The sequence below is a fragment of the Shewanella sp. VB17 genome (genome assembly GCF_013248905.1).
Lineage (GTDB): Bacteria > Pseudomonadota > Gammaproteobacteria > Enterobacterales > Shewanellaceae > Shewanella.
In genome coordinates this window covers 4,396,066-4,421,673 of the sequence record NZ_JABRVS010000001.1, presented here as the reverse complement: position 1 = coordinate 4,421,673, position 25,608 = coordinate 4,396,066, and the positions used below count along the sequence as shown (strand labels likewise).

Annotated in this window: 19 protein-coding genes; 14 read left to right on the top strand and 5 right to left on the bottom strand. The window is 36.3% G+C overall.

Annotated elements, in window-relative coordinates; all coding sequences use genetic code 11:
• Positions 1-114 precede the first annotated feature (114 nt).
• A complete protein-coding gene (lgt, locus tag HQQ94_RS19095; protein ID WP_173295914.1) occupies positions 115-906 on the top strand; it encodes a prolipoprotein diacylglyceryl transferase in 792 nt (263 codons plus the stop codon).
• 90 nt (positions 907-996) lie between these two features.
• On the opposite strand, the gene HQQ94_RS19090 is transcribed toward lgt, so the two are convergent.
• Complete coding sequence (locus HQQ94_RS19090) at positions 997-2,484, bottom strand: peptidase (RefSeq protein WP_173295913.1); 1,488 nt, start codon at positions 2,482-2,484, stop codon at positions 997-999.
• Positions 2,485-3,488: 1,004 nt separating this feature from the next.
• On the opposite strand from HQQ94_RS19090, the gene HQQ94_RS19085 reads away from it, so the two are divergent.
• The 5 genes from HQQ94_RS19085 to HQQ94_RS19065 all read left to right on the top strand — a co-directional run bounded on the left by HQQ94_RS19085 (position 3,489) and on the right by HQQ94_RS19065 (position 7,648).
• Positions 3,489-4,226 carry a basic amino acid ABC transporter substrate-binding protein gene (locus tag HQQ94_RS19085; protein ID WP_173295912.1) on the top strand — a complete coding sequence of 246 codons (738 nt, stop codon included), beginning with the start codon at positions 3,489-3,491 and terminating at the stop codon, positions 4,224-4,226.
• 7 nt (positions 4,227-4,233) lie between these two features.
• On the top strand, positions 4,234-4,914 hold the full coding sequence (locus tag HQQ94_RS19080) for an amino acid ABC transporter permease (RefSeq protein WP_173295911.1): 681 nt from the start codon (positions 4,234-4,236) through the stop codon (positions 4,912-4,914).
• Entirely contained in the window at positions 4,907-5,632 is a 726-nt protein-coding gene (locus HQQ94_RS19075; RefSeq protein ID WP_173295910.1) for an amino acid ABC transporter ATP-binding protein, read from the top strand. Before HQQ94_RS19080 ends, HQQ94_RS19075 begins: the two co-directional genes overlap by 8 nt.
• Before the next feature lie 270 nt (positions 5,633-5,902).
• The gene (locus HQQ94_RS19070) at positions 5,903-6,298 is read left to right on the top strand and encodes a hypothetical protein (RefSeq protein WP_173295909.1); all 396 of its coding nucleotides are present in this window, start codon (positions 5,903-5,905) and stop codon (positions 6,296-6,298) included.
• Positions 6,299-6,649: 351 nt separating this feature from the next.
• Entirely contained in the window at positions 6,650-7,648 is a 999-nt protein-coding gene (locus tag HQQ94_RS19065; protein ID WP_173295908.1) for a hypothetical protein, read from the top strand.
• A 155-nt stretch (positions 7,649-7,803) separates the two neighbouring features.
• Here HQQ94_RS19065 and HQQ94_RS19060 read toward each other — a convergent pair whose 3' ends face one another.
• A complete protein-coding gene (locus HQQ94_RS19060) occupies positions 7,804-8,394 on the bottom strand; it encodes a nitrogen fixation protein NifQ (RefSeq protein ID WP_173295907.1) in 591 nt (196 codons plus the stop codon).
• A gap of 571 nt (positions 8,395-8,965) precedes the next feature.
• On the opposite strand from HQQ94_RS19060, the gene HQQ94_RS19055 reads away from it, so the two are divergent.
• Positions 8,966-9,799, top strand: a complete 834-nt coding sequence (locus HQQ94_RS19055) for a PepSY domain-containing protein (protein ID WP_173295906.1) — start codon at positions 8,966-8,968, stop codon at positions 9,797-9,799.
• A 199-nt stretch (positions 9,800-9,998) separates the two neighbouring features.
• Positions 9,999-10,391 carry a hypothetical protein gene (locus tag HQQ94_RS19050; RefSeq protein WP_173295905.1) on the top strand — a complete coding sequence of 131 codons (393 nt, stop codon included), beginning with the start codon at positions 9,999-10,001 and terminating at the stop codon, positions 10,389-10,391.
• Between the two features lie 111 nt (positions 10,392-10,502).
• On the opposite strand, the gene HQQ94_RS19045 is transcribed toward HQQ94_RS19050, so the two are convergent.
• Complete coding sequence (locus tag HQQ94_RS19045) at positions 10,503-12,251, bottom strand: Hint domain-containing protein (RefSeq protein WP_173295904.1); 1,749 nt, start codon at positions 12,249-12,251, stop codon at positions 10,503-10,505.
• Positions 12,252-12,968: 717 nt separating this feature from the next.
• Between HQQ94_RS19045 and HQQ94_RS19040 the strand changes: the two genes are divergently transcribed.
• The 4 genes from HQQ94_RS19040 (at position 12,969) to HQQ94_RS19025 (ending at position 20,612) form a co-directional block, all read left to right on the top strand.
• On the top strand, positions 12,969-13,520 hold the full coding sequence (locus tag HQQ94_RS19040) for a hemerythrin domain-containing protein (RefSeq protein ID WP_254304103.1): 552 nt from the start codon (positions 12,969-12,971) through the stop codon (positions 13,518-13,520).
• Between the two features lie 601 nt (positions 13,521-14,121).
• Positions 14,122-14,415 (top strand): PD40 domain-containing protein, encoded by a 294-nt coding sequence (locus tag HQQ94_RS19035; protein WP_173295902.1) that lies wholly within the window; start codon positions 14,122-14,124, stop codon positions 14,413-14,415.
• A complete protein-coding gene (locus HQQ94_RS19030) occupies positions 14,408-17,002 on the top strand; it encodes a serine hydrolase (RefSeq protein ID WP_173295901.1) in 2,595 nt (864 codons plus the stop codon). The genes HQQ94_RS19035 and HQQ94_RS19030 overlap by 8 nt, the downstream gene beginning before the upstream one ends.
• 385 nt (positions 17,003-17,387) lie before the next feature.
• Positions 17,388-20,612: a S41 family peptidase gene (locus HQQ94_RS19025; protein WP_173295900.1), complete on the top strand. Its 3,225-nt coding sequence runs from the start codon at positions 17,388-17,390 to the stop codon at positions 20,610-20,612.
• Positions 20,613-21,030: 418 nt separating this feature from the next.
• Here HQQ94_RS19025 and HQQ94_RS19020 read toward each other — a convergent pair whose 3' ends face one another.
• Positions 21,031-22,197, bottom strand: coding sequence for a membrane dipeptidase (locus HQQ94_RS19020; RefSeq protein ID WP_173295899.1), 1,167 nt, complete (start codon positions 22,195-22,197; stop codon positions 21,031-21,033).
• 363 nt (positions 22,198-22,560) lie between these two features.
• Here HQQ94_RS19020 and HQQ94_RS19015 point away from each other — a divergent pair, with 363 nt between their 5' ends.
• Positions 22,561-22,950 (top strand): hypothetical protein, encoded by a 390-nt coding sequence (locus tag HQQ94_RS19015; protein WP_173295898.1) that lies wholly within the window; start codon positions 22,561-22,563, stop codon positions 22,948-22,950.
• Positions 22,919-24,364 (top strand): hypothetical protein, encoded by a 1,446-nt coding sequence (locus HQQ94_RS19010; protein WP_173295897.1) that lies wholly within the window; start codon positions 22,919-22,921, stop codon positions 24,362-24,364. The genes HQQ94_RS19015 and HQQ94_RS19010 overlap by 32 nt, the downstream gene beginning before the upstream one ends.
• On the opposite strand, the gene HQQ94_RS19005 is transcribed toward HQQ94_RS19010, so the two are convergent.
• A protein-coding gene (locus HQQ94_RS19005; RefSeq protein WP_173295896.1) for an IS630 family transposase occupies positions 24,299-25,307 on the bottom strand; the annotation gives its coding sequence in 2 pieces (ribosomal slippage) (positions 24,299-24,925 and positions 24,927-25,307; 1,008 coding nt in all). The two genes, HQQ94_RS19010 and HQQ94_RS19005, sit on opposite strands and share 66 nt — an antisense overlap.
• Positions 25,308-25,608 lie beyond the last annotated feature (301 nt).

Here is a 25,608-nt window from a genome sequence, read left to right as displayed (position 1 = left end):
CTTAACATAAGAATGAGCCTAGGTCTTGCCTATTGGCTCCCATCAGGGTAAAACTCCAAGTTAACTGGAAGTTTGTTCGGTAATTATTAAATCATAACCTTTGGAAGGCTTATTTTGGATCACTTTATTTGGAATATCGACCCTGTTTTAATCTCATTCATGGGACTTACAATACACTGGTATGGTGCACTTTTTGCCACTGCTATTGGATGTGGCTTTCAGGTGATGAAGCGTATCTATATCAAAGAGGGGCATGATGTAGAATCATTAGATAATTTACTTATCTATTGTGTTGTTGGGATAATTGTTGGTGCACGTCTTGCTCACTGTATTTTTTACGACCCAGCTTACTATTTTAGTCATCCACTTAAAATATTTGCTATTTGGGAAGGAGGGCTTGCGAGTCATGGTGGTGGTGTCGGCGCAATTTTGGCTCTCTTCTATTACCATAAAAAGACCAAAATGCCTTTTTTGTTTTTGCTTGATAGATTGGCCATCGCCACTGCTATATTTGGTTTTTTTGTGCGCGTAGCCAATTTTATGAATTCGGAAATTTTAGGTATCCCTACTTCTGTGCCTTGGGCGATTATTTTCGAACGAATTGATATGTTGCCACGCCATCCTGCGCAATTGTATGAAGCCTTCGCCTATTTGACTATTTTCATTAGTTTATCTGTTATTTTTAAATACACTAAGATGAAATTGAAACAAGGAGCTATTTTTGGTCTGTTTCTTTGTTTGGTCTTCAGTGCCAGGTTTATGATTGAATTTATCAAGGTGACTCAAGCTGCCTATGCCGATGGTTTTATATTAAACGCGGGCCAGATGTTAAGTATTCCTTTTCTTATCGTGGGGATATGCCTACTATTAAAGCCTTATCTGATAGGAGCTAAGACGAGAATTTAATGTTTATCTTGTGCACTAATCGGTGTTTAGTCGCATAATAATATGTTCTAGCCAATGGCTAGAACATATTATAGGTTAACTTAGAATAAATTACTTACCAGATGAACGTCTAAAGAGTTCTTCAACGACTGAAGATAGTGGTTGGTTGTATCTTGACGCTTGGACTGCAGGTGAATGCCAAGATGCTGGTACGCTTTGACCTTCAGCCCATACACCAGTTCCATTGTAGCGTGAACGAGCTTTAGTACCTTTTTTAGCAGCCCATAAAAAGTCTGGGTGCTTGTTACCATACCACTCACCGCCAATAATCTTTCCATTTCGATCAAGTTCTAAATCGTAATGGTAACTAACTTGGGAAATAGAATCATATCGTGACGAATCATTATTTCTGTGTGTAGGATTCGTCTCAACAATATACTGTACGTTCATCTTAACACCAACGATTTGGTTGTATGATGGACTGCGATAATCAACGAACTTATCAGAAGTATAATCAGCACGAGCGATGATGGCATCATCTAAGTTGGCGTAATTATAGCCTGTTTGAGGGTTGAAATAGGTTACGTTATAGCTAAGAATAGGTTGATTCCAAACTTGATAATCATAGGTTGCATCCATGATCACACTACGTTCATTTAAACCAATTTGGTTAAGTATAGTGATATGCCAGCTACCGGGGTTATTATCGAAACAGTTCTGATCAAGTGTTCTACCATTCTCATCTTTTTGTGGGTTCTTAGTATTGCATCGCCCGCCAATAAAGCCCATGTCAAATGATGCACTTGACCATAACAAGGTTCCAAGTGCTTTTATATCTGCAGGATAAAATGTCAAGTTTTCTCCTGCTGCATCTTTTACTGTTACTGTTTTACTTGGTCTTGATAAGGTATATGCTGCCGCTGCCCAACCGTGACAATAACCCATCCAGCGTTCTACAGAGCCATTTCTTTCATAGTAAGATTGGCCGACATTCCAATTCTTATTTGCTAAGGTAGATTGATTGTCTCCCATCAGTAAGTCATACTTTTCTGCAGGCGATAAATCTCTTTTTGCATAACCTACATAGTCTTCTACTGGTTTAGTTATTTTTGAAAAATCAGCATACTCTTGCCAATTCTGTGGTGATGTTTGCCTTAAATCACTGTCTGCATAGCGATATGCTAATCCACCAGAATAAATAGGCCAATATGAATCAGACCAAGGTTGAACAGGTAAACGATGTCGCCGAGGAATTTGTTGATCTATTTCATATATATTATTTAGATAAGTATTTGGATTGTCGATCACATACTTAGGATTATCATTACTTTGTATACTCGAAAATCCTGTTCTAGGCATTTTTTGTATCAATTCTTGACGATACTTATCTTTGATTTCAATGAAATGACCTGACGCTATCTCATCATCAGTAAACCATGTAGATGGTTGGCTATGTGTCGGCAGTATCTCCATAACCTCTTTAGGGTTTTGATGAAACGCTTGCATAAAATCATATATGTCTTGTGATCTTGTTTCGGCGACGACAGGTTGACTGCTTGCTATTATTAATGCACCGATAATGTGTTGTTTATTACTCAATTACTTATTTCCATATTAATGTTTGTGTATGTCAGCATTATATAAAACTAATTAAAGCTATTTTAAGTTACTTTTGTGTTTATAATTTGTTGCTGTTATGTTTAATTTCTTTTGACGAGCGGCATGTTAGTTAAATGTTACTATTAAGGCAATCAGTATTTAGTTTGATAAGCGTCATTATGTTGAATAAAAGATGAAGAGGATCTATCTTAATAGATGGCTCTACTAAAAATTCAATATAGTCGATGTTGATTTTAGTTTTTTAAATTCGTTATTACCGATTGTTTGCTTATAATAGGTGATTAAATATGATCCAGGTTTTTAATCACTGATAAGTACATAATCAAGGTGTTATATTTCTATATTCATTATGTTGCTTTAACTTATCGACATTAACATCACCTAAAATATAACAGTTTAATTCTCAGGTCTTTTTATGGTAATTGAAACTTGATGCCGTTTCGATTTTCCATAAAGAGGTGAGATACTTGTGTCCTATATATCAGCGATTATTTTTCTGGGGGACTAAGTAGTCATCATTAAATCAGTTGCTTGGCAGTTAAGGTCTATATTTATTGTTAAATGTAGTTGGGTATAACTAAGTGTAACTTATCGCCTTTAAGTGTTGTCATATTGGTTTTATGGTTACCTTTGGTTGCAAGATTGTTTTATTGGTTCGATTCAATTCAATACATATCAAAGCAGCTTAGTATGACATCTGATGACGACATATATCTGCATGCTGATGTAGGTGTATATCACCTTATGATTTAACTATTTATTCACATTTCGCATGTTGTTTTTTATGCTTAATTTTAAAAATCAATAGATTTGATAACGCTGTAGAGTTAGGTCAGTAAAGCTTTTTTTTCGTTTAATGATTACCGTGAAACATACTTTCTGCTTGCATTCAGAATCATTTAATTCGCATAATTATTGACTTTGAGCTATATCAGCCTATAGTCTTTGCCAATAAAATATTTTAGCTAAAGAGAGTGTGAAAAATGAAGAAGTCAGTGTTGTTTTTAGGGGGATTAAGCTTAGTCAGTATTTTGATGTTAGCTGGGTGTAGTAAGCCTAGCGATGTACTTGTCGTTGGTACAAATGCTTCGTTTCCTCCATTTGAATACGTAGGTGGAGTAAGTGGCGACGAAATTAATGGCTTCGATATTGATTTAGCTCGCCAGATTGCTGAGGATGCTGGTAAGACGCTTAAAATAGAAAATATGAAGTTTGATTCACTGATAGTAGCACTTAATGCAGGCAAAATTGATGTCATTGCATCTGGAATGACGATTACGCCTGATCGTCAGGCGAGTGTCAATTTTTCTGACCCATATTACGAAGCAACACAGGTTGTTTTGATGAGCAAGGAAAACAACAGTATTCATAATGTTGATGATTTAACCGGTAAGCATATTGGAGTGCAGCTTGGTTCAACTGGCGATATTATGGCGAAAAATTACAGTGAAGATGTCACTGCTTTTAATACTGGTTTCGAGGCCATTATGGAACTAAAAAATGGCAAGGTTGATTTAGTGTTATTTGACAGTGAGCCTGCGGCAAGTTTTTTGGATAAAAATCCTGAGCTTAAATTAATTAAACTTGATTTTGCTCCCGAATTTTATGGATTTGCTGTTGCTAAGGAAAAAGTTGAATTAATAAAAAGCATTAATAATACCTTGAGCACGATGAAAAGTAATGGCCAATATGAAGCGCTTGTTAACCAATATATGAAGTGAAGTAACCATGATTGATGCAATTTATACTTCATTATTTAACCCTATTGGCCAAGATGGTTTAATCGGTATATATCTTATTTTAAATGGCCTTAAGGTTACCCTCATTGTCACTTTTTTTGCCATGATCATGGGAGCTATATTAGGTGTAACTAGTACGTTGATGAAGATGTCATCGAAATGGTATTTACGTTGGCCTGCTAATCTTTATGTTAGCGTTATACGTGGTACACCAATTGTTGTACAGTTAGTGATCCTTTACTTTATCGTGCTAGCGTCCTTCGATATTGATAAAATCACCGCTGCAATTATTGCATTTGGTCTCAACAGCGGGGCTTATATCTCTGAAATTATTCGTGCGGGGATCCAAGCTGTTGATAAAGGCCAGATGGAAGCTGCACGTTCGTTAGGTCTACCTCATTGGGCAACCATGAAAGAGGTTATCTTGCCTCAAGCGATTAAAAATATCCTTCCTTCTTTAGGTAATGAGTTTATCGTATTATTAAAGGAAACTTCAGTGATTGGTTTTATTGGTGGTGTTGACTTGATGCGGGCGGGTGAAATTATTCGTAGCCGTACTTTCGAGGATAGTGTACCGCTATTTACCTGTGCATTGATTTATCTGTTACTGACATATAGCTTCACTTTCTTGCTGTCTAAATTTGAAATGAGGTTAAAGAAAAGTGATTAGAATTAATGGTTTGCATAAGAGTTTTGGTGATAACCAAGTGCTTAAAGGCATCGATGAGCATATTAATCGTGGAGAAGTCGTTAGCATAATAGGACCATCTGGTAGCGGTAAGAGCACTTTCTTACGGTGTATTAATTTGCTTGAACAACCGAGTAAAGGAGACATTCTTATCGATGGCGAATCAATTACAGCATCAAATGCATGTGTTGATAAATTAAGGCAAAAAGTGGGGATGGTATTTCAAAATTTTAATCTTTTTCCTCATAAAACAGTAAGACAAAACATTACACTTGCTCCCATAAAGCTTGGCTTGATGACCTCTAAACAAGCTGATGTAGAAGCCGAAATGTTACTTGAGCAAGTGGGATTAAAGGAGAAGGTTAACGCGTATCCTGCGAGTTTATCTGGTGGACAAAAACAGCGAGTTGCTATTGCTCGGGCTTTAGCCATGAAACCTGAACTGATGCTATTCGATGAGCCAACCTCTGCACTGGATCCTGAAATGGTGGGGGATGTACTGGATGTAATGAAGTCACTTGCTCATAAGGGGATGACAATGGTGATAGTGACTCATGAAATGGGTTTTGCAAAAGATGTGTCTGATAGAGTGATTTTTATGGATGGTGGTGTCATCGTTGAAAGCGACAAGCCAGAGTCGCTGTTTACTGTTCCCAAAGAGGCTAGAACTCAAGAGTTTTTGAGTAAAGTACTTAGATAGTATTTTTAAACCAGCTTTAGGAGGCTGAATTAGGTATGCCGAGCTGTAATAGACTTTAGGATCGTTCATTGTTCTAACATCGAGAGCAACTTTTGGCGTTTTATTTTGAGTCTATTTAGTTTCTAAAGCACTTGGTGAATGTTATTTTTTAGTGTTTTAAATATTTGTTGATGGTGTTTATTTTGTTTTTATATTGATATAGATCAACCTTTAGGGTATTTTTCATCATGTAAAAACCATTTAACAACTAACAATTAACAAGGTTTTAAAATGAAATTAACATTGCTATTGGTTGCATTATTCACATTTTTTACTGTATCAAAAGTTCAGGCAGAGACAACGTATGTCTATTGTGCTGCACCTGATGGTAGTCATTGGAATTGGCTTATCGACAGTTCAGATAATTACGTTACGGTTGAAGGCTCATGGGGAAGAGAGCGATTGTCTAATAGAAAGTATTTTAATTACTTTAGTATTTCAGAAGCGAAATATGAATCTTTAAATGCGCAATGTCCATCAGGTGAAGTGGCTCAACCTGGAGATCGTAGTTCTTCTTATTGGGAAGTTTTCAAGATTCAAAACGCTAATGGAAGTCGTATATCTAATGGTCAAAAAACGATCCTTGGTGGTAATAGTGCAGAAAATAATTTTCAATTACGAGTATGATGTTAGATCAAGTATTGATTTTGTTGGATTAAATTGCTAACAAAATATCATGTCATGTCATGTCATGTCGCTAATTTTTTATTATTAGCGGCATTTTTATAAAAGTCATCAGTAAGTTTAATTTTTAATGTGATTACCTTTGCAATATATTATTTTTTTATTGAGTTTGTAGGTGTAATCGTTCAGTGTAGTATTTTATGAGTAATCCTTTTAGGTTGTGTTTCTAACTTTGTAAGTATGATATTGTTGATGTGTTATTTTTAATATTCACATGATTGTAAATCTAATGAGTATTATAGAATATATAATTAAAACAATTATTTAAAGTTAAAAAATAAATTAAGGATAATCATGCGTAAATTATTACCATTTATATTGGTATTGCTGTCATTTACAACTACTGCAGAGATAGAAACTGTTGAAGTTAGCTCTTCTTTGAATTTTTACACTCCTATTAATATACAAGAACCTGATTTATTTTCAGAGCCTATTTTTGATATTAATAATTTATCTAATGGCTATCTTCCTTTTTATGCATTTACAACCGTATCTATACCAGACTATTTTTCATCTATAAAAAGAATTTGCATTAAAGTTGAACATAATATAAACGATAATATAGATTACCAAGACAAATCAGGTGTTAAAATATTTACATATCGAACTGATCAATTAGGTAATAAAACATTGAATACCGCTATTGGTAGTCGAGAAAATTTACAGAAAATAAATACTCATTGTTTGGATGAATCATCATGGATTTATAGCCATATTCTCACAGATAGATCGATAAATTTTACTCCTTATACCAATAACACTATGGCTATAGCGAATGTATCTTTACTGATAACAGGCGATATATCTAAGCCAATAGCGAGTACTGAGCAGGTTGTGACTGATTACTTTAATAGCTTACAAACAACAGGTTTTAATGGCTCAGCCATTTTTTTTCACCCTGATACGTTAGAGGATTTTAAAGACAGTATAATGGCGTTGTTTGAAAATGGATCAAGTTTCTCTGTGCTTAGAATGATGACATTTGGTATGGATGTTCCTCTTGATGTGATTAATACATTATCACCTGAAGATTTTATGAATAGATTTTTAAATATTATAAAAAACACCTCTGGTTCTAATACATTAATAATGAAAAGTTTTCATTATCTTGGAGAAATTGATGATCAAGATAAACGTTATGCATTAGTAAAAATAGCAAGTGTTGTTAATCGGATTGAAATTACGAGAGTGGAGGTCGTACCATTAATTTTATATGAAAATCAATGGAAGCTAGATCTGACTGCCCAGTTAGATGCAATCGTACAAACAAATATAGCTTCTTCTAATTTATAAAGATATATTGGTTATTATGGATATTTAATGTAATGTAAATTAGCGGATTTATTTTATGTTAGCGTTGAATCGATAACAGGAATAATTATAGAGTATAATATTGATAGCTTAATTATTCAGCTATCAATATTGATAAATTTAAGTTGTACCATAAGTCAGTTTTCGGTGTAACACTCTTGTTTAGATGGACACTCACTACAAGAAGCTGTAGGACATAAAGGTAGTTGCTCTGCTAAACAAAATTGTCGGTAGATAAATTTTTTCCAACGCATTTTATTGCCTATATTTTTATTGGCAAGTAATGGAAAATGTTGTCTAAATAAAGCGGAGATCATTTTTCTATTTTTAAATCCCATATCACTATATAGGTGTGTTTTTCCACAGCAAGCGATGATAATTTTATGGGCCCACCACTTAGCTTGTTGATCATTTTCAGTAGCATATTGTATTAGTAGCTCAGTCAGATCTTCATAAAATTCTAATGGCCTAGGATTAATCACAATGAGCTGACTAAATTGATGAATTTCAGCTATTGCATTCATCAGTGTTTTATTTTTCCAGTAGCTACTAACGTGTCTCAATGTATCGAGTAAGGTGTCCTGTTTGTTCTCTAGTGTTTGATGCCAACATTTCGAGCTTAGCATCGTTATAAATTCTGATGATAGATGATTTTTTATTATATATTCATCAAATGGATCTTCTGTTAATCCTTCAAGATAAAAAATAATCGCTGCGGCTTGATCCATGTATTACTCAATAAAATATTAAAATGTCAATACAGTCATACTAATGGGATGTAACTATGATTGACAGTGATTATATATTAATGATGACCAATATAATTCAAGGAATACTTATAGTTTTTTTGTTTAAGAATAAATAATAGACATGTTCATTAAGTTTATTTTCACTTTTTATACATAAATGTTTTAAAAGCTTGTTATTTAAGCTATGAAGGTGAAAACCCCCCAAAAGTGTTATAGACATCGTTTATACAGAACGGTATGTTTCACTCGATTATAAAAGCAGAGTGCTAAAGATAATATGAAGAGGATTTTAGCTGGATAAAGTATCTTCGAATACTTTTTAGGCATTAATAAATGCTAGAATTTTATGAGTATTAACTATAAGCAAGTATACAGGTGTATGCTTATCATTCAACCATGTTGGTTTTTTATGTTATTGACTAACAAAGATAAAATGTAAAGTTATATAAGTATTAGAAGTTTTTATGATCACTTTTTATGGTATTTTCTGTGTGATCTCTCAGGAAATATATTTTAATATCTTTTATACTATTGGAGTGAAAATAGTAATATGAAATTAATACTTTTTATTATGTTCTATGTAAGTTTTGTGTGTTCAGTATCAGCTGCAACGAGAGTCGAGGTTGATAATTCACAGTATGAATACAGCGATGAAATGAGTATTAAGTCCTTATTGAGTTTGGGTGAAAATTATTCTTTCATTTCAACAGTTAAACTTGATATCAATAATGTGGAAATAAATCGTCATCAAGAATTTTATAAAAACATTCCTGTTTATGCGACGAATATCGTATCAAAAAAAGCAACAGGAGGTAATGTTGTCAGTATTTCTGGGAATTATTATCAGAATATAGAGCAGGATTTAGCAGATACTGATGCTTTTCTGTTGCCAGATGATGCGTTTGATATTGCTTTACGTCATCTAGGTATCACCGATGATATGAATGTAGCGGTTGAGAATAAACATAATCAACTTATTATTGATATTGACAGTGATCTATCTGCTTATCTAGCTTATCAAGTTAGTTTTTTTCTTGATATTGATGGTCCTAGTCGCCCGTTCTTCTCTATTAACGCCGATACTGGCAAAGTTCTAGATAGTTGGGATGGCATAGCATATATAACATCTTGTGATGTAGAAACTAAGCAAGCAGGGGGATTAAGTAAGCTTTATTCTAGAAGCTCTGCGGTATTAAATGCATTTTTTGAAGAGTCAATGAATTACTATCCTGTATTACTAGAAGCAACCCATCGCTTTGAAAATGATCGTAATGAAGCCAATCGTATTTATTATGAAAAAAGTAGGATTCGTTATGGTGTTATTTTAGACCGTTATAGTAAAGCGCATCAATGTGTTGTTAATTTGATGCAATACCAAGATTGATTCATTGCTTACTTAATGAATAGTATCATTTTCTATTCAATATTTTCACAGTTCTACGTTAAATAGTAGGGCTGTGTTATTGAGTGTTTATTTTCAATGTTGGACATTTTATCGACATAAAAAACATTAAAAATGTTGAGCTATAAATTCATCGAATAGCTTTATAAAAGTGAATAAAGGTATTTTTAGGAGGCATAGAATGAAGTATGGACGTTATATATCTGCAAATAGAAGCACCTTAATGGTTAGAGTACCTGAGTTTCGGCAAGAGAATTACAAGAAGGCTGAGTTTAGTACAGCCATGATACGCAGAGATGAATTGTGTGCTTTGGTTGGTCGTGCTGCTAACGATAAGGCTCACCAGGCTGGTCGTAAGCATATTAGACCACATAGTGATAAGACCAATGATCTACCCGTTGGTATTAGTTACTGTAGGCGGACTGTAACATTAGCTGATGGGTGTGAGGCGGTTTATGTTACTGTGGTGGCGCAAGGGAAATCGGGAACAATACCAAAGAACAAATCTTGGTCAGTTAACAAGTATGGAAAATCACAGGCTATAGAGAATGCAATTACGTGGCGTAATCGTTGAGCATTAGGGTAAAGATGGTATGAGTTAGCTGAGAGTAGATATCTAAAATACGTTAACATAAACCGAGCCATTAGACTCGGTCATGAATACTATCCAATAACCAATTATTAGTTAATGTTTTAAAGAGTTAAGATAGTCAATGTGCCATTCTTTAGGTAACTGTTCTAGAATGTTAATTTTCTTTTCTCTAAAGGTAAAGTCAGATTGCATAGCAAGATCACCAACTAAGAAACCATCAGCAAATACCATATTTGAATTTAACTTCATGGTCTTTTGTTCAGTTTGGTTACCTAACTTCAAGTTATATACTTTACCAGCAAATATTTCTTGGCTTACCACGACTAAAGTAGAGAGTCCTTTTTCTGTAAAAACTTGATCACCAACTGATAATTCACTAGCCCAAAGCATACCCTGATCTTTCGTCATGATAGGATGAGTGCGAGTAAGTAGTAAGCTATTTTGCTTATCGTCAATAATGCGGATCATTGGCTTAGATTCCTCACCAATGGACAGATCTACTACGGTAAGATCCATACCATTAGCGCGTACTTTTTCACCATAATTGATGTTTTCAATCTGTTTGGTTTCTCCATTGGCCATTCTTACTTGCGTACCTTCAGCTAGGCATGACCAGCGAAATGTTAATGGAGGAAATAGTTCTTTGTACTCGGTACTTTCGTTGGCTAATTGGTCGCTAGTGGCTACAGTACGGATAGTGTAGGTCAATGGAATAGTAGGGTAGACCTTTGCATTCACTGTGATCTGTAAATACCAGTTAACTTCGGCTAAGTTGCCATAAAGTTGTTCACTCTTAAACCAAGCTAATTCTTGAGGAATATCCCAAGTTATTAAGGTGCTGTCTCCTGGAGATTCACTGACTTCGAGACGAGAAGTAAAGGTTTTTTCACCGCGACCATCATCCCAAACTAGCTCACCAGTTCCACCAGTAATACCTACATTACCGCCATTTTGATCAGCGCCTGACTTTGCTGCACTCAGTTTGATATATGTCCCAGCAGCAACAATATCTTCTTTATTAATTTTATAAGGAAGTCTCACAGCGCCTTTAAAAGGTACTTTCATGTAATTTTGGCCAAAAACACTATAATCACAATCAGAGTGATTTCTTGATAAGCATACTTGTACTACATCATCTAAGTTTTTATCTTTTGGGGCATCGATAACAAAATCATAGTCAATTCCCCTCTTTAGTAGCATTTTGTGTGATATAAAATGATATTTCGTTACGCCATTAATTTCTGTTTTTTCCAGTGAATTAACGGTAACCACCTTAGGCTCATTAGGTAGATCACCTGATGTTGTTGCGACGACCTGAGCACCTTCATTATACTCTTCAGCGGTTCCAATAGGGGTCAATTGAACTGAATTATTTTCATCAAAGACTGAGACATCTAAGAAGGTAAAATTACTCCCACCATGAACGGTAGAAAATGCCGAGACAAAAAATTTACCCTGATCTTTTTCAATTTTGAAGGTGGCAATTAAGTGATCTTGATTTTTAAAACCACCTAGAATTTCAAATACATCAGGTTGAGATAGTGATTTAGAAATATGTTCTTGGCGTGTATTCTCAAGCACTCTGAAAAAATGAGGAGATTCAATCGCATTTTTGCCTGTTTGTTTGAATCTAGCTAATAAAAAAGCATATTGCTCGGGATCTGACAAGTCAATTTCAAAAGCACCTGTTGGGCTCTTATCAGCGATATCTTGCATATATTTATTAAGATTAACGTTAGAATATTGTTCTTGGGCAGCAACATTTGATACCCATGATAACAATAAAAAAATTGACGATAATACACTTAAAAAAACAGTGTGTATATTACCTTTCGTATTCATTGTAATCGCTCCTTTGTATTAAAAGAATGTAGTAAATGGAAATAAAGTTATTTTACAATATCAACATCCAGACTACTTGAATAAGGCAGGTGAAATTAATTGGATTTCAACAATTCAGAAGAATGCAGTTCTATTTTTATATTAAAAACATTGACTTGTCAATAGTTATTAAACGAATCGTAGAGTGATTTATAGGTATTAAATAAAGAGTTTTAACTCTTTATCATTACTTTTTTATATTAATGTGTATAACGTTAACTGATTCTTACTGAGTAACATGATGTTGGGAGCTAAATTTAGCATTAATATTTAATTAAGCTAGTTATAATTATTTAAAATTTAATAATGTACATTACGATATTAACTATTTATGTCGGATTTTATGTTTAGGTATTTATTGGAAAATTAACACCTATATTTTATTGCATTTTGTGAGTTGCTAAGCACAATATGAAAGACAGTCCATAAGTATGATGGACAAGTTTTATACAGAACGATATATTAACCATTTATAAAGTAAGGTTATATGAACATTTATGGTAGCGACACCCAAGGCGGTAGCCAGTCTGAGGCTCTTGGTATAACAGAGTAAGGCAATAAAAATATCGATGGGTAATTTTTGTTTTCACGACTTGAATCCAAAGATTTTGCATGAATTGTCTTAGGTAATAAAAATCTTTTATCTTGATATAAGGTATTCGAAATATGGACGTCACTATGCTTACAAGACTAAATAATGACCATAAAAATATCGTGAATTTACTTCATATTTTAGAGGTGAAATATGAGAAATTAAAGAATGGTGAAGCTGTCAGCTATACCCTAATTAGGGATATTATTGAGTATATGAAAACTTATGCAGAGAATAGCCACGATCCTTTAGAAGACATTATTGATAGTTACTACACTGCAACATATCCATATGAAAAATATAGTAAAGAGTTAGCCATAGATCACCAGAAATTGATTGACTCTACATCCTCTTTGATGACGAAATTGAACCTAATTTTAAATGATGCAGTTGTGTCTAGAGAGCGTTTAGCCATTGATCTTAAATTATATGTAACTGAGCAGAAAAAACATATACTTTATGAGAATAGTATTATTTTCCCTATGTGGTCTACAATGACTGATAAAGACTGGCAGAATATACAACAACAGTGCTCGTTTAAGTTGATTGATGATCCTCTATTTAACAGTGATGATAGCTTGTTCGAAGAATTAAGAGAATATATAACAGAGAGTAAAGATGCGCTTAGTGCTGCTTAGGGAATATTCACTGTGTGATCAGTAAGAATATTCAACACTATTGTCACTAGCAACTAGCTAACTGGTTGCTAGTGATGTCTGTGTTAATCGGTAAATCCTGACTAGAGTTCCTACTTTCCCTCTGTGTCATAATAGTTTTCATTTCTTTGACTATGATAATGTTACCGTAAATATCAGTAGTATCACTATTTTTACATCGATAGCCATATTAATTAGATGTTGATAATTATAACTGATTTCGAGTGATAATCGATCTGGTATTGCTCTATTTATACTCAAATATACCGTTCTACATATAGAGTAAAGAGTGTTTATTGAATATTCTGTATCTAATTCATACACTCATGCTTTGCCCTCACCTTGTGTTAATGCCACTTCTTCCAATAATGGCTAGTATCCTACTGTTTAATTGGAGAGTTTTGTTTAATTATAATTCATCGGAATGAATTATAATTACGACTTTAGGTTTGATTTCTAGTGCTATTATCATTACCTTACTGAGGCGATATAAAAATATGAAAAAATAATGTAATACAAAATAATTATGGAAAATAACAAAAGTTATGTGGTCGACTACTGCTTGACTAAAATAAGGGAAGAAATGTTACTCAAAAAACGCTTTATAATGGGAGCTGTGGCGGCAGCTTGTATGATGACACAGACAGTTAATGCTGAAACCTTGTTATTACAACAGCCGAGTATTGCCAAAGATAAACTGGCATTTGTTTATGCCGGTGATATTTATGTCGCAGATCAGCAAGGTCAGCAAGTTGAACGCATTACCTCGCATGCGGCGAGTGAGTATAGCCCGCATTTGTCACCTGATGGTAAATGGCTCGCGTTTACTGCGGGTTATTCCGCATTTAATTGCATTAGGGATATATGTGATGAATAAATTTGCTATCTCTACTTTAATGGCAACAGTATTATTATCTGCCTGTGGTAGCTCCGACGACAAAAAAACAACGCAAACAACGAAAGTAGACAAGGTTTCAGCATCAGTATTTAGTCACTATAAAGGTGTTTGGGAACGTAGAGGCACTGGTGATCTCTGGACGTTTGATGATGAAAAATTCACCCGCTACTCCTTTAATAGCTTTGGCTGTATTAAAGATACGGAAGTAGATTTAAGTGATATAGAAGGGTTTATAAAGTATTTATCGATTAACCATGATAAAACTCAAATGACCCTAGACAGTTTGGCGTCAAGCAAAGCATCTTATAAGGCGATAGCTAAGCTACCTGAAAGTTGTAAATCCGTGAACTTATTAACACAGACTGATTTGCCAACGAACTTCGAATTTCTCTGGCATAGCATCAATGATTATTACGCCTTCTTTGCATTACGTGATATTGACTGGCAAGGTGTTTATGACGAATATCGTCCACAAATAACTTCGACGACAACAAAGGATGAATTTTTTGAAATCGTGGATGATATGTTTAGTGAGTTTGGTGATACGCATTTGTCCTTGTCTGATGGCGAAGAACTTGAGGTCAGGGGGAGCAAAGTTATTGAATTCGTACGCAGTGTTACTGTTGATGCAAACGAGGACTTTGGTAAAGCGCTGGATGAATTAGAAAGGTATAACGATCAAGTTATTCTGTCGTTATTGCAAGATAGTCAACTACACCGTTACCAAAACAATAATGCCATTCGATGGGGTAAGCTGTCAGATAATATCGGCTACATTCGTATTGTTCGAGAAGCTTCTATGAATCCTGTAGGTGAAGAGGCGGATAACTTTTTAGAGCAATTAGCACTTACTGAACAAGATCTAGAGGATACTGATACGATTATGCAGGCGGCCTTATCTGGCATGGATAATACTGATGCACTCATTATTGACTTAAGATTTAATTTCGGTGGGTTTGATAATGTATCCCTTAAAATTGCAAGTTACTTCAATGATCTAGCGCAAGCTATTGGCAGCAAAAGCATCAAAAATAACAATTTTGAAAGTAATGATTATGTACTCAATCTTGCTAAGTCTCCTATCGATGCTTATACCAAGCCTGTTTATGTGATCACTGGGCGCGCTACTATTAGTGCTGGTGAAACCTTATCTATGGCATTGAAAGCATTACCACAAGTAACGTTAATTGGCGAAGCTACTAATGGTAGCGTGTCAGACGCTCTTGAGCATTCTTTACCTAATGGCTGGCAACTGACCTTAAGTAATGAAGTCTATACCGACAGCGAAGGCACAAAGGTAGAAAGTATTGGTGTAACGCCTGATGTGGAAATGTCGGTTTATGGGTTAGCAGATGTAGTGTACGGCTCTGATACACCTATTGATTATGTTCTGCAAACCGTTGGCGCACCATCTCATACCATACCAAGTAAAATTGAGGTTGATGCAGCCTTTGAACAATATTTTAAACCGACCAAGATCCCAGGCATTGCCGTTGCCGTTATTAAAGACGATCGTATTGTTTATCAACAAGCGTATGGTTTTGCTAATATAGCGCAAGAGATTGCCGTTACTATGGATACGCCTTTTAACATAGCATCAATAAGTAAAACGATTTTAGCCACCGGTATTATGCAAAAAGTTGAAAAAGGAGAAATAAGCTTAATGGATGAATTGACGGAAATGAATTTATCATTTGATCCTAATAATCCATTAAATCAAAATGACGGAATTACCTTGCGCCATTTAGTGACTCATACCTCAGGGATTCGAGACAGTGAAGGGTATTATTGTAGTTACTTTGTTCATGAAAGTGGAGTGTCTTTATCTCAGCTTTTTATTGGAGAAGGTTGCCCCGAGAATACAACAACTGATCCCACTATCTTTTTTGCCAATGACTATTTTAATAAAAATGGCCGTTATGTGATGGACGGCGTACATGGCGATGATGAAAAAGGTTTGCCTGATACGACATTTTTGTATAGCAATATTGCTAGTGGGCTTGCGGGCTATGCGGTTGAGCAGAAGTTGAATATTGATTTTGCCGATGCGATGAAGCAAAGCATCTTTATGCCGTTAAATATGAACAATACCGCGTGGCGATATAGTCAATTAAGTGCAACTAATCCTAAAGCAGTGCAATATACACTTGATGAAGATTTAGAGCCAATCGAATTGCCAGAGTATAGCTATCCGACGGTTTACGAGGGTGATTTAAATGCCAGTGCTAATGATTTAGCTAAGTTTTTAATCACCATTATTAATGGTGGAGAATATCAAGGTAACCGTATATTGAATCAAGCTAGCGTTGATACAATGTTATCGTCTCAAACCGACGTACCGAGTGATGGAGACGTTCAAGGAGTATTTTGGGTTTGGAACGGGGCATTTGTAGGACACAATGGCGATGATCCGGGAGCCAGCGCAAGAATGCAATACAATAGCACGACTAACACCGGTATTGTTGTTCTAATGAATGGTGAAGATTCTTCTTTAGGTAAGGGAGAGGTTGAAGGGCAATTGTTACCGTTAATGTCTATGCTTTATCGTTATGGCTTAGGACAATAATTGAATTTATAAAAAGTTGAAATAATGCCAGATTATTTCTCTGGCATTATAATTGTTAATTTAATCCTTGCCGCTCTTATTATCCAGATGGGGTAAAACGAGTTGCATAAGATAGCCTCCATTGCATTACTTTCCCTCTTAAACAAGACATCTCACAGCATTAGCGACTTTGAATATAAGGTTGAGTTGCTCATTTGGTTTTATTGATAAGTCTTAGTCATTACAATAAAAAATTGCCTAACAGAAGTAATAAAATTAACATGGCATGAAAATAAGATGCGTTAATCTTGACTTAACACCAATCAAGTATGGAATCACAGCGTCAGGTAACCGATTGTTCTTGACCAAAATAAGGGAAGATATGTTGTTCAATAAGAGCTTTATAATGAGTGCAGTGGCAGCAGCCAGTATGATGACCGCGACAGTCAATGCTGAAACCTTGTTATTACAACAGCCGAGTATTGCCAAAGATAAATTGGCATTCGTTTATGCTGGTGATATTTATGTCGCAGATCAGCAAGGTCAACACGTTAAGCGAATGACCTCCCATGCCGCGAGCGAGTACAGCCCGCACCTGTCGCCTGATGGTAAATGGCTCGCGTTTACTGCGGGTTATGAGGGCAATCAAGATGTTTATATTATGGCCAGCGAAGGTGGGCAACCACGTCGTTTAACTTGGCATCCTGGTATTGATGCAGTCAAAGGCTGGTCGCCAGACGGTAAACATGTACTATTTACATCATTTCGAGATATTGCTCACAATCGAACTGGCCAATTATTCGAAGTGTCCACTGAAGGTGGTATGCCCAATAAGATCATGCAAGCGGTAGTCTTTGATGGTGAGTTATCATCCGACGGAGTCAAACTTGCCTATAACCCCGAGCGACTCGCTCACGGTGGTAAAAATGGTTGGCGTAATCATCGCGGTGGTACCACTCCTCCCATCTGGATTTATGATTTAACACAAAATAGCTATCTCGAAATTCCCCACGGCAATTTTACCGACAGCTCACCTATGTGGGTGGGCGATGATGTGTACTTTATTTCTGATCGTGACAAACATAAGAATATTTATCGTTATAAAAACGATCAAGTAGAACAAGTCACTCATTTTACGGATTGGGATATTGCTAATGCAGATGCTGACGGCACGACCATTGTGTTTGAAAAAGGCGGAGCCCTGTATACGTTAAATACATTATCTGGTGCAACGAAAGCATTAAGTATTACGATTCAATCAGACTTACCACAGCGTCGGATTCAGTGGAAAGACGCGATGACGGCATTAACCAGTAGTCAAATGTCAACCTCGGGAAAACGGGTATTATTAAGTGCTCGTGGTGATATTTATAGCGTGCCAGTTAAGGATGGCAGTACATATAATTTAACCAATAATGCCGCGGCTCATGAGCGTGATGGATTATGGTCGCCAAAAGGTGAGCAACTTGCTTATATCACCGATAGAGAGGGTCGTTATAAGCTAGCACTGGCCGATCAATATGGCAAAGTGACTAAAACGGTCAATTTAGGCAAAGACACTGCTGATTTCTTTTTGTTTGAATGGCTTAAAGACGGTCAACATATTGTTTATGGAGACTCTGCTGGAGGCTTATGGCTATTAAATCTTGGTTCTGGTAAGAGTGAATTAGTCAGCAAAAGCTTTGCTGTGAATGCAGATAATGTTGCTGGTTCTGCTGATGGTGAATGGCTGGCTTACACTAAAATAAATGCGAATTATTTTAGTGATTTATATTTGTATAATATTAAGTTGGCTAAACATTACAAAATTACCGATGGCATGAGTGATAATGCAGAACCTGTATTTAGTGCTGATGGTCAATACTTGTACTTTGCCTCTTCTACTAATCATGGCCCTTCAGCGTTTGGTCTTGATCTTTCGAGCCAAGAAAAGCCTCGTCGTTATGGTTTATATGCACTTGTACTGCAACAAGATGGCAAATCACCATTAATGCCTAAGTTGGCAGATGAAATGGCCAATAACGACGATGATAAAAAAGAAAAAGAGGACAAAGACACTGCAATCCCAAGCATTAATCTCGATAATATCCAGCAGCGTATTGTTGCGCTACCGGTAGCGCAGCGTAATTATTGGAACTTAACCACGGCAGACGATAATAATCTGTATTTTATCGAAGGTGTCCAAGTGGGGGCGAGTGTTGAAGTGAACGGTCAACCACTAGATACATCCGATTTAAAGCGTTATAACTTCAACGATCGCAAAGTTGAAAATGTGGCTACCGACATCAATGCTGTGACGGTTTCAGCCGATGGTAAGCAATTATTATTGGTGGGTGAAGGCAACGTACTTTCTACTGCTGCTGTGGCCGAAACCATTAAAGCTGAAATACTGAATACTGATGATGTTAAAGCGTTAATCGATCCCGTTAAAGAATGGGGACAAATATTTGATGAAGCATGGCGTAATGAACGTGATTATTTTTATGACGCCAATATGCATGGTTTAGATTGGCAGAGTATTTATAACAAATATCAGCCTTTACTTAAGCATGTTGGTCGCCGTGAAGATTTAAGTATGTTGATGCGTGAAATGATTTCTGAAATGCAAGTGGGTCATAACTACATTGTTGGTGGTGATATTCACCAAGAAAAAACCGTTAGTGTGGGTTTACTCGGCGCTGATATAAGGCTTGAAAATGGTCTGTACCGCATAAATAAAATCTATACTGGTGAGTTATGGAATCCGCATTTAAAGGCCCCGCTGGCGGTACCTGGCATTAATGTGAATGAAGGGGATTATATTTTAGCGGTAGATGGTGAGACGGCGAATGATAAAGTCAATTTATTTTCATTATTCGTAGGTAAAGCCAATAAACAGGTACGATTAACCGTTAGCAAAGAGGGGACAGTGGAAGATAGTCGCACTATAGTGGTTGAGCCTATTGGATCAGAGTTTGGATTACGGCATTGGAATTGGGTTGAAAATAATCGTAAATATGTTGAAAAAGCCTCTAAGGGTAAGATTGGCTATGTGTATTTACCCAATACCACAACCGCTGGCTATTCTTCTTTTAACCGGATGTTTTTTGCTCAAATTGATAAGCAAGGCATTATTTTAGATGAACGCAGTAATGGTGGTGGTCAAGCTGCTAATTATATTACGGATGTATTGAGCCGTGAGTATTTATCAGGTTGGAAATACCGTTCCGATGAGATGATGTTCAGCACTCCAGCTGGCGCAATACATGGCCCTAAAGTGATGATCGTTGATCAAGACGCGGGGTCGGGTGGTGATTTCTTACCTTACGCCTTTAAACGGTTAAAATTAGGCTCTTTAGTGGGTAAGACGACCTGGGGAGGCTTAATTGGTATTTATGCTAATCGAGCATTTGTTGATGGGGGGCAGGTAACAGTGCCTAACTTTCGTTTTTTCACTCCTGATTTACAATGGCGTGTTGAAAATGAAGGTGTATCACCTGATATTGAGGTTGAACTGGATCCTGTTGCAGTCAATCAAGGTAAAGATCCACAGTTAGATCGTTCAATTGTTGAAGTACAAAACCAACTTAAAGACTATCAGCCTGTGGTACATCAAGATGCACCAGCTTATCCGACCGAACTTGGTAAGTGAGTTGAACTGAATATTTTTTGTGAGTGATTATTAGCTAACAGCCTATGCGAACGACCTTTTTTACTGGTTGGACGCATAGGTTTTACTGTGTAAACAATATGGTTATCTGCGTTTTTTTCATATAAATCCCAGCATTTTTATTTGAATTACCAATGGTTTTTCTATGAGTATAAATTTTTTAGAGTGCCAAGTACCTTAAAAAAATCGAAGATGATGCTCTGGTCGCTGTTTTCGAAGATCTCTATGGTAATTTGTGGGATTTATTACAGTTAACCAAAGAGAATAAAGGGAGCAAAAAGATAGTATAGCCACCACCTCTTTTGTTTTGTCGAAGGAGCAAAGAATGCTTTGAACGATAACATACCAGTGAAGAAACAAGATAAAGTAACCCGTGCTTTCATCTTGTTAGCTCCTCAGTTTACACTAACACTTTTTTGAGCACTCGTTGCCAGTTTTTCCCGAGGAATCTATCTCTGTCGGTGGATTTGTAGCGCGCCTTAGCGAGCGCATCGTCAATGCGGCTCATGCGGTCGATAGTGTTGAGTTCGGGGATCACGGCATGGGTCGGTTCATGGTCAAATCCTAATACATTTTTTGCGGCTAAACTGTGCCACCAAAGCAAATATTCTTTGATACCTTCAGCATTATTGTTACTCAATGCAAGTAAGTTTTCTTGGCCACGCAGTGGGTAGTCGTTAGCGATGGCTGCGCAATCGACGCCGCCGATGTGGGCGACTTTGCTAAGTTGTTTAATATAATCTTCAATTGTCGGTACAGGGTTATTTGTCAGCCAAAAACTCATCATAAACACCCCAAAGACACCGCCGCTGTCACCTATGGCGCGGATGACTTCATCGGGTGAGCAACGGGCATTATTAACGATAGAGCGAGCAGCGCCGTGGCTTTGTATGATAGGGCTAGTACTTGCTTTGACTGTGTCGAGTGCTGTCTGAGGGCTTGAATGGCTCACATCAATGAGCATATTGCGCTGATTAAGTGCTGCGATCAGTTTATGACCTAAACCCATTAATGGCTTATTTAAGCTTTTATGACCGTCATTATCTAATGCACCTCCGGCAAATCGATTGCCGTAATGGTGGGTCAATTGCAGTACTCGCAAACCTTGTTGGTGAAATTGATCAAGATGTGACCATGAGTTGCCATCACTATCAGCTTCTATGCAATCAGCCCCTTGAATTTGGAAGTATACTGCGGTGCGGGCTTGTTCTACAGCCTGCGCGATGTCTTGGCCATTTCCGCCTGGCATTAATATGCTTGGATTGGCGTTAACGATGTTGTTCGCTTTTTTTATACTGGCCATACACGCGTCGAAAGTACGCTTGTAATTTATGGTGCCGTCAGTTTGTTCGATGGTTTCAATGGCTGAAATATCGCAAAGGTAGGCATCAAGTTTTGAGGCTCGAATATCTGTTAGGTTGTTAGGAAGAAAGGAAAGTCCATCAATATAAAGACGTTTATTGGTGACTGCTAATGCCTGTGACAATCCTAGTGGGCCTAATAATGAGGTGGCGGCTAATCCTTTTAATAGGTGACGCCGAGTGCGATCACAAGCTTTATTGGTCATAGTGTTTCCCTTAGTGCCTGCATCAGTGTTTAGGTTAGATTTGAAATAATAGTGTTTATCATCAATTAGTTCATGGTACAGGCATGCTTAGTTTTCACAACCTTTACTTCAAATTAGATTTAGATCAATTTATTCATCAAAAATGTAAAGTTAAGTCACATCTCAACATACAGTTTCAGCATTTTAACCTTGCTTGAGTATAATATTGTCAAATTATTTATGATTAATATTCTGAATAAAATGAATTAATTAAAGAGCAATAACAATGACTATTGGTATCAGAAAACGAAAGGGGTCGGTGGGCGAGGACAAGTGCTGCTTTTTAATGATCGTAACCTATTTATTTTGAGAAAGGACAGTAAAGTGGTATTAAAGTGGTTAACAAGACTGCTTGTTAACATGGCTACAATCGGCATTGTATTAATTTTTTGTACAATTAAGAGTGGCATATCCAGAGAACATGAAGCTCTAGACAAGAATAAGATAGATCATCTCGATGCAGCAATATTAAGCTTGAGGAGGGATATCACATCTAAAGAGGAGGCAATAAGTGAGTATGATGACAGGTTTGAGCGGTATGAAGATTTAGGAAATGACGGGGCTGCAAATTCAGAATTAGGAAAAAAGCAACAAGCACAGCGAGAGAGAGATGCCCTGAAAGACTTGTTGCTGGAACGCCAAGATCAAAAAATACCTAACATATTAATGGTGCAATTATCAGGTGGTAGACGGCACATCTTTTTCGCGTGTTGAAGTGATGCCTGATATTTCGCCGGGAAATAAGGATGCCATGTTGCAGTTTTTTACATCATTGAATTTTGAGAACAATAGAGTTGACACTATTAATGATGTAAAAAGTCGTCATACAGAACAAGTATTTGATGATATTTTATTTACGTTACAACGCTTTATCAATCACCAAGTTTGGACTTTGGACATTATCTATCATTATGGAAGAGAACCTCGTCCTGTCCACAATATATTTGATAGCTATACTATTTTATCTATCGCATCTTTTCAGTCTATGGGGCCTTTTGAAACTCTATATTCACAAAAAAATAAGCCAGATATTTTTAGAGTATTGTCGACCGAGGCCATTTTTTCTAAAGCGATATTTAACCATGCTTATCAAGATTATGACGCAGACAGTAAACTGAATAAAAGAGAATCTCAACCCTATTTTAGTGCATTTTTACAAGTAGATAGTGACTTAAATCGTTTCAATTTAGATGAGTTAGTCACAGCTTACGAAATCTCCGCTTTCTTCAATGACAATCAAGGGGAAGGATATGTTGATTTTAATGCATTTGTAGCACTGTCTTATTTATATGAGAAATTCCCTTTTGAGCTAATTTACTCAAAAACTGAGCAAGAGATCGGCATTGAGAGAAACTTAGTGAGATATTTTGAAGGGCTCAAGGCTTCATCAATGAGCATTGGCATGCAATTATCGGCAACAGATACCTTAGCTGTGACAGGGAGCCATGTGGAAGTGTCTCTCATGGCGTTGATTAAAGGTGATATTCCTGCATTTATCATCGATAGAATCGAACAGCCTCATGGTCTAAGTCATGAAATATGGGAGGCAATGTTAACGGGTGAATTGTATACAAATATACAAGAAGAATATCGGCTTCAGACTCAAAGAATAAAAGAAATTGATGAATACATTAAAGAAACGGAAGACATAATAAAGAATATAAAATCTCCAGAAGAATACATTCGTAACCAGATAACAAGGTACTCGTCATTAAATCCTGAGCAAACTTTCAGTGTGTCGATTATTAATCGTCCACCTGATAGGCTGAGAGGAAACATAAAGGAACGAAATAAATTTATACAAGTTCATCCGCCGACGGTCAAGAATTTCACTGTTTATGACATCATTACGGGAAGGGCAGAGCATGAGCTAAGTCGATACAGGCTAACAGATTTATTGATTGACTGGGAGGATAATTCAGATCTTGCCTATATTACTCAATATCGCGATTGGATAATTAATGGCTACTCTGATTATATTGATAGCATTGATGCTGACAGAATTGATCATTACTTCACGTTACTGCAAGAGATTAGTGGGAAAGGTAAGGTTGATAAGTGCTTAACTAAAAGTTATCGAATATTTAGACTGATAATTATCCAGTATGTCTTTCACACTATTTTTTAGCGTCTCAAACGTGATAAAAGCATGGCAAGATAGCCATTCATATTTGATCTTTTTCCAGAGTATTTCAATGATATTGAGTTCGGGAGAATAAGCAGGTAAATACATAATGACAAGCCCTTTTAGTAACCATTCATAGCACTTTTCTTTAAAACGCTTAGCGCGATGAAATGAAGCATTATCAAGGTAGATAATCGTTAATTTATCAAGACGTTTAGTCGATATGAAGTGCTCAAAAGCTTCTATAACAACCTCGGTATTCACTTTACTTTCAGTGGTATGGTAAACAAGTGTTCCTTTTCTACTTAAAAAACCAAGTACATTAAGCCTCTTGCTATGAGAGTATGAAGGCATCACTAACGGCTCTCCTTTTGGAGACCAAGCGCTGGGTAAGTTTGACTTCTGGCTAAAGCCAGACTCATCAAAATAAAAGAGCTCAATTCTCCCAGCCTCTTCAGCTGTAATGAGGTCTGCTAATGTTTGCTGACAATCTAAAAAGTCTGATTCATAACGTTGATTTTTTAGGCTATGTCTGGCACGTTTATAGCTATAATTGAATTTTTTTTAATGTTCTTTTTATCGTTGATTTACTGACATTCTTGCCTGTTTCTGATGCCATTATCGCCTGAGCTCGTTTAAGTTGATAAGGCTCATCATCGACCCACTCTTTTAACTGTAAGTTTTCAGCTTCATTATAGATTTCTGGTCGTCCAGTTCGCTTACCGTCATAAAGAAAGCTGATCCCCAAATCAAACCATAGATCTATCCATCCAGATACGGTGCTGGGTTTTACCAATAATATTTGTGCAATTTGCTTGAGACTGAATCCATGATAACTACTCAATATTGCATGAGCACGCGTTCTACAGCGATGTTTAGGATGATTTTTGAATGCTTCTTCCAGCGTAGTGAACTCATGTTCTAACAGTGATCTAACTTGTTTCATATAAAAAATAATGAGTAAATTCAGTCAGTAGTTATACGTAAATCGTAATTTTGATGCAAGATTAAAAGTATAAAAAATCAGTGTTTAAATAACGTTCTAATTAGTGGTAATTTTATACTCAGGTACTTATTCATGAGCATTTAGATGAATTGAAAGAATTATTAGATCAATCGACATACACAGGTATTGAATTTGATATTGATTTTGGACTTGAAGTGATAAAGCTTAGCTGGCTGCCTTCTATAGAATTCATCTTTGAAATCTAAGCTCTGATTTTCTCAATATTGATAATATTGTGAGT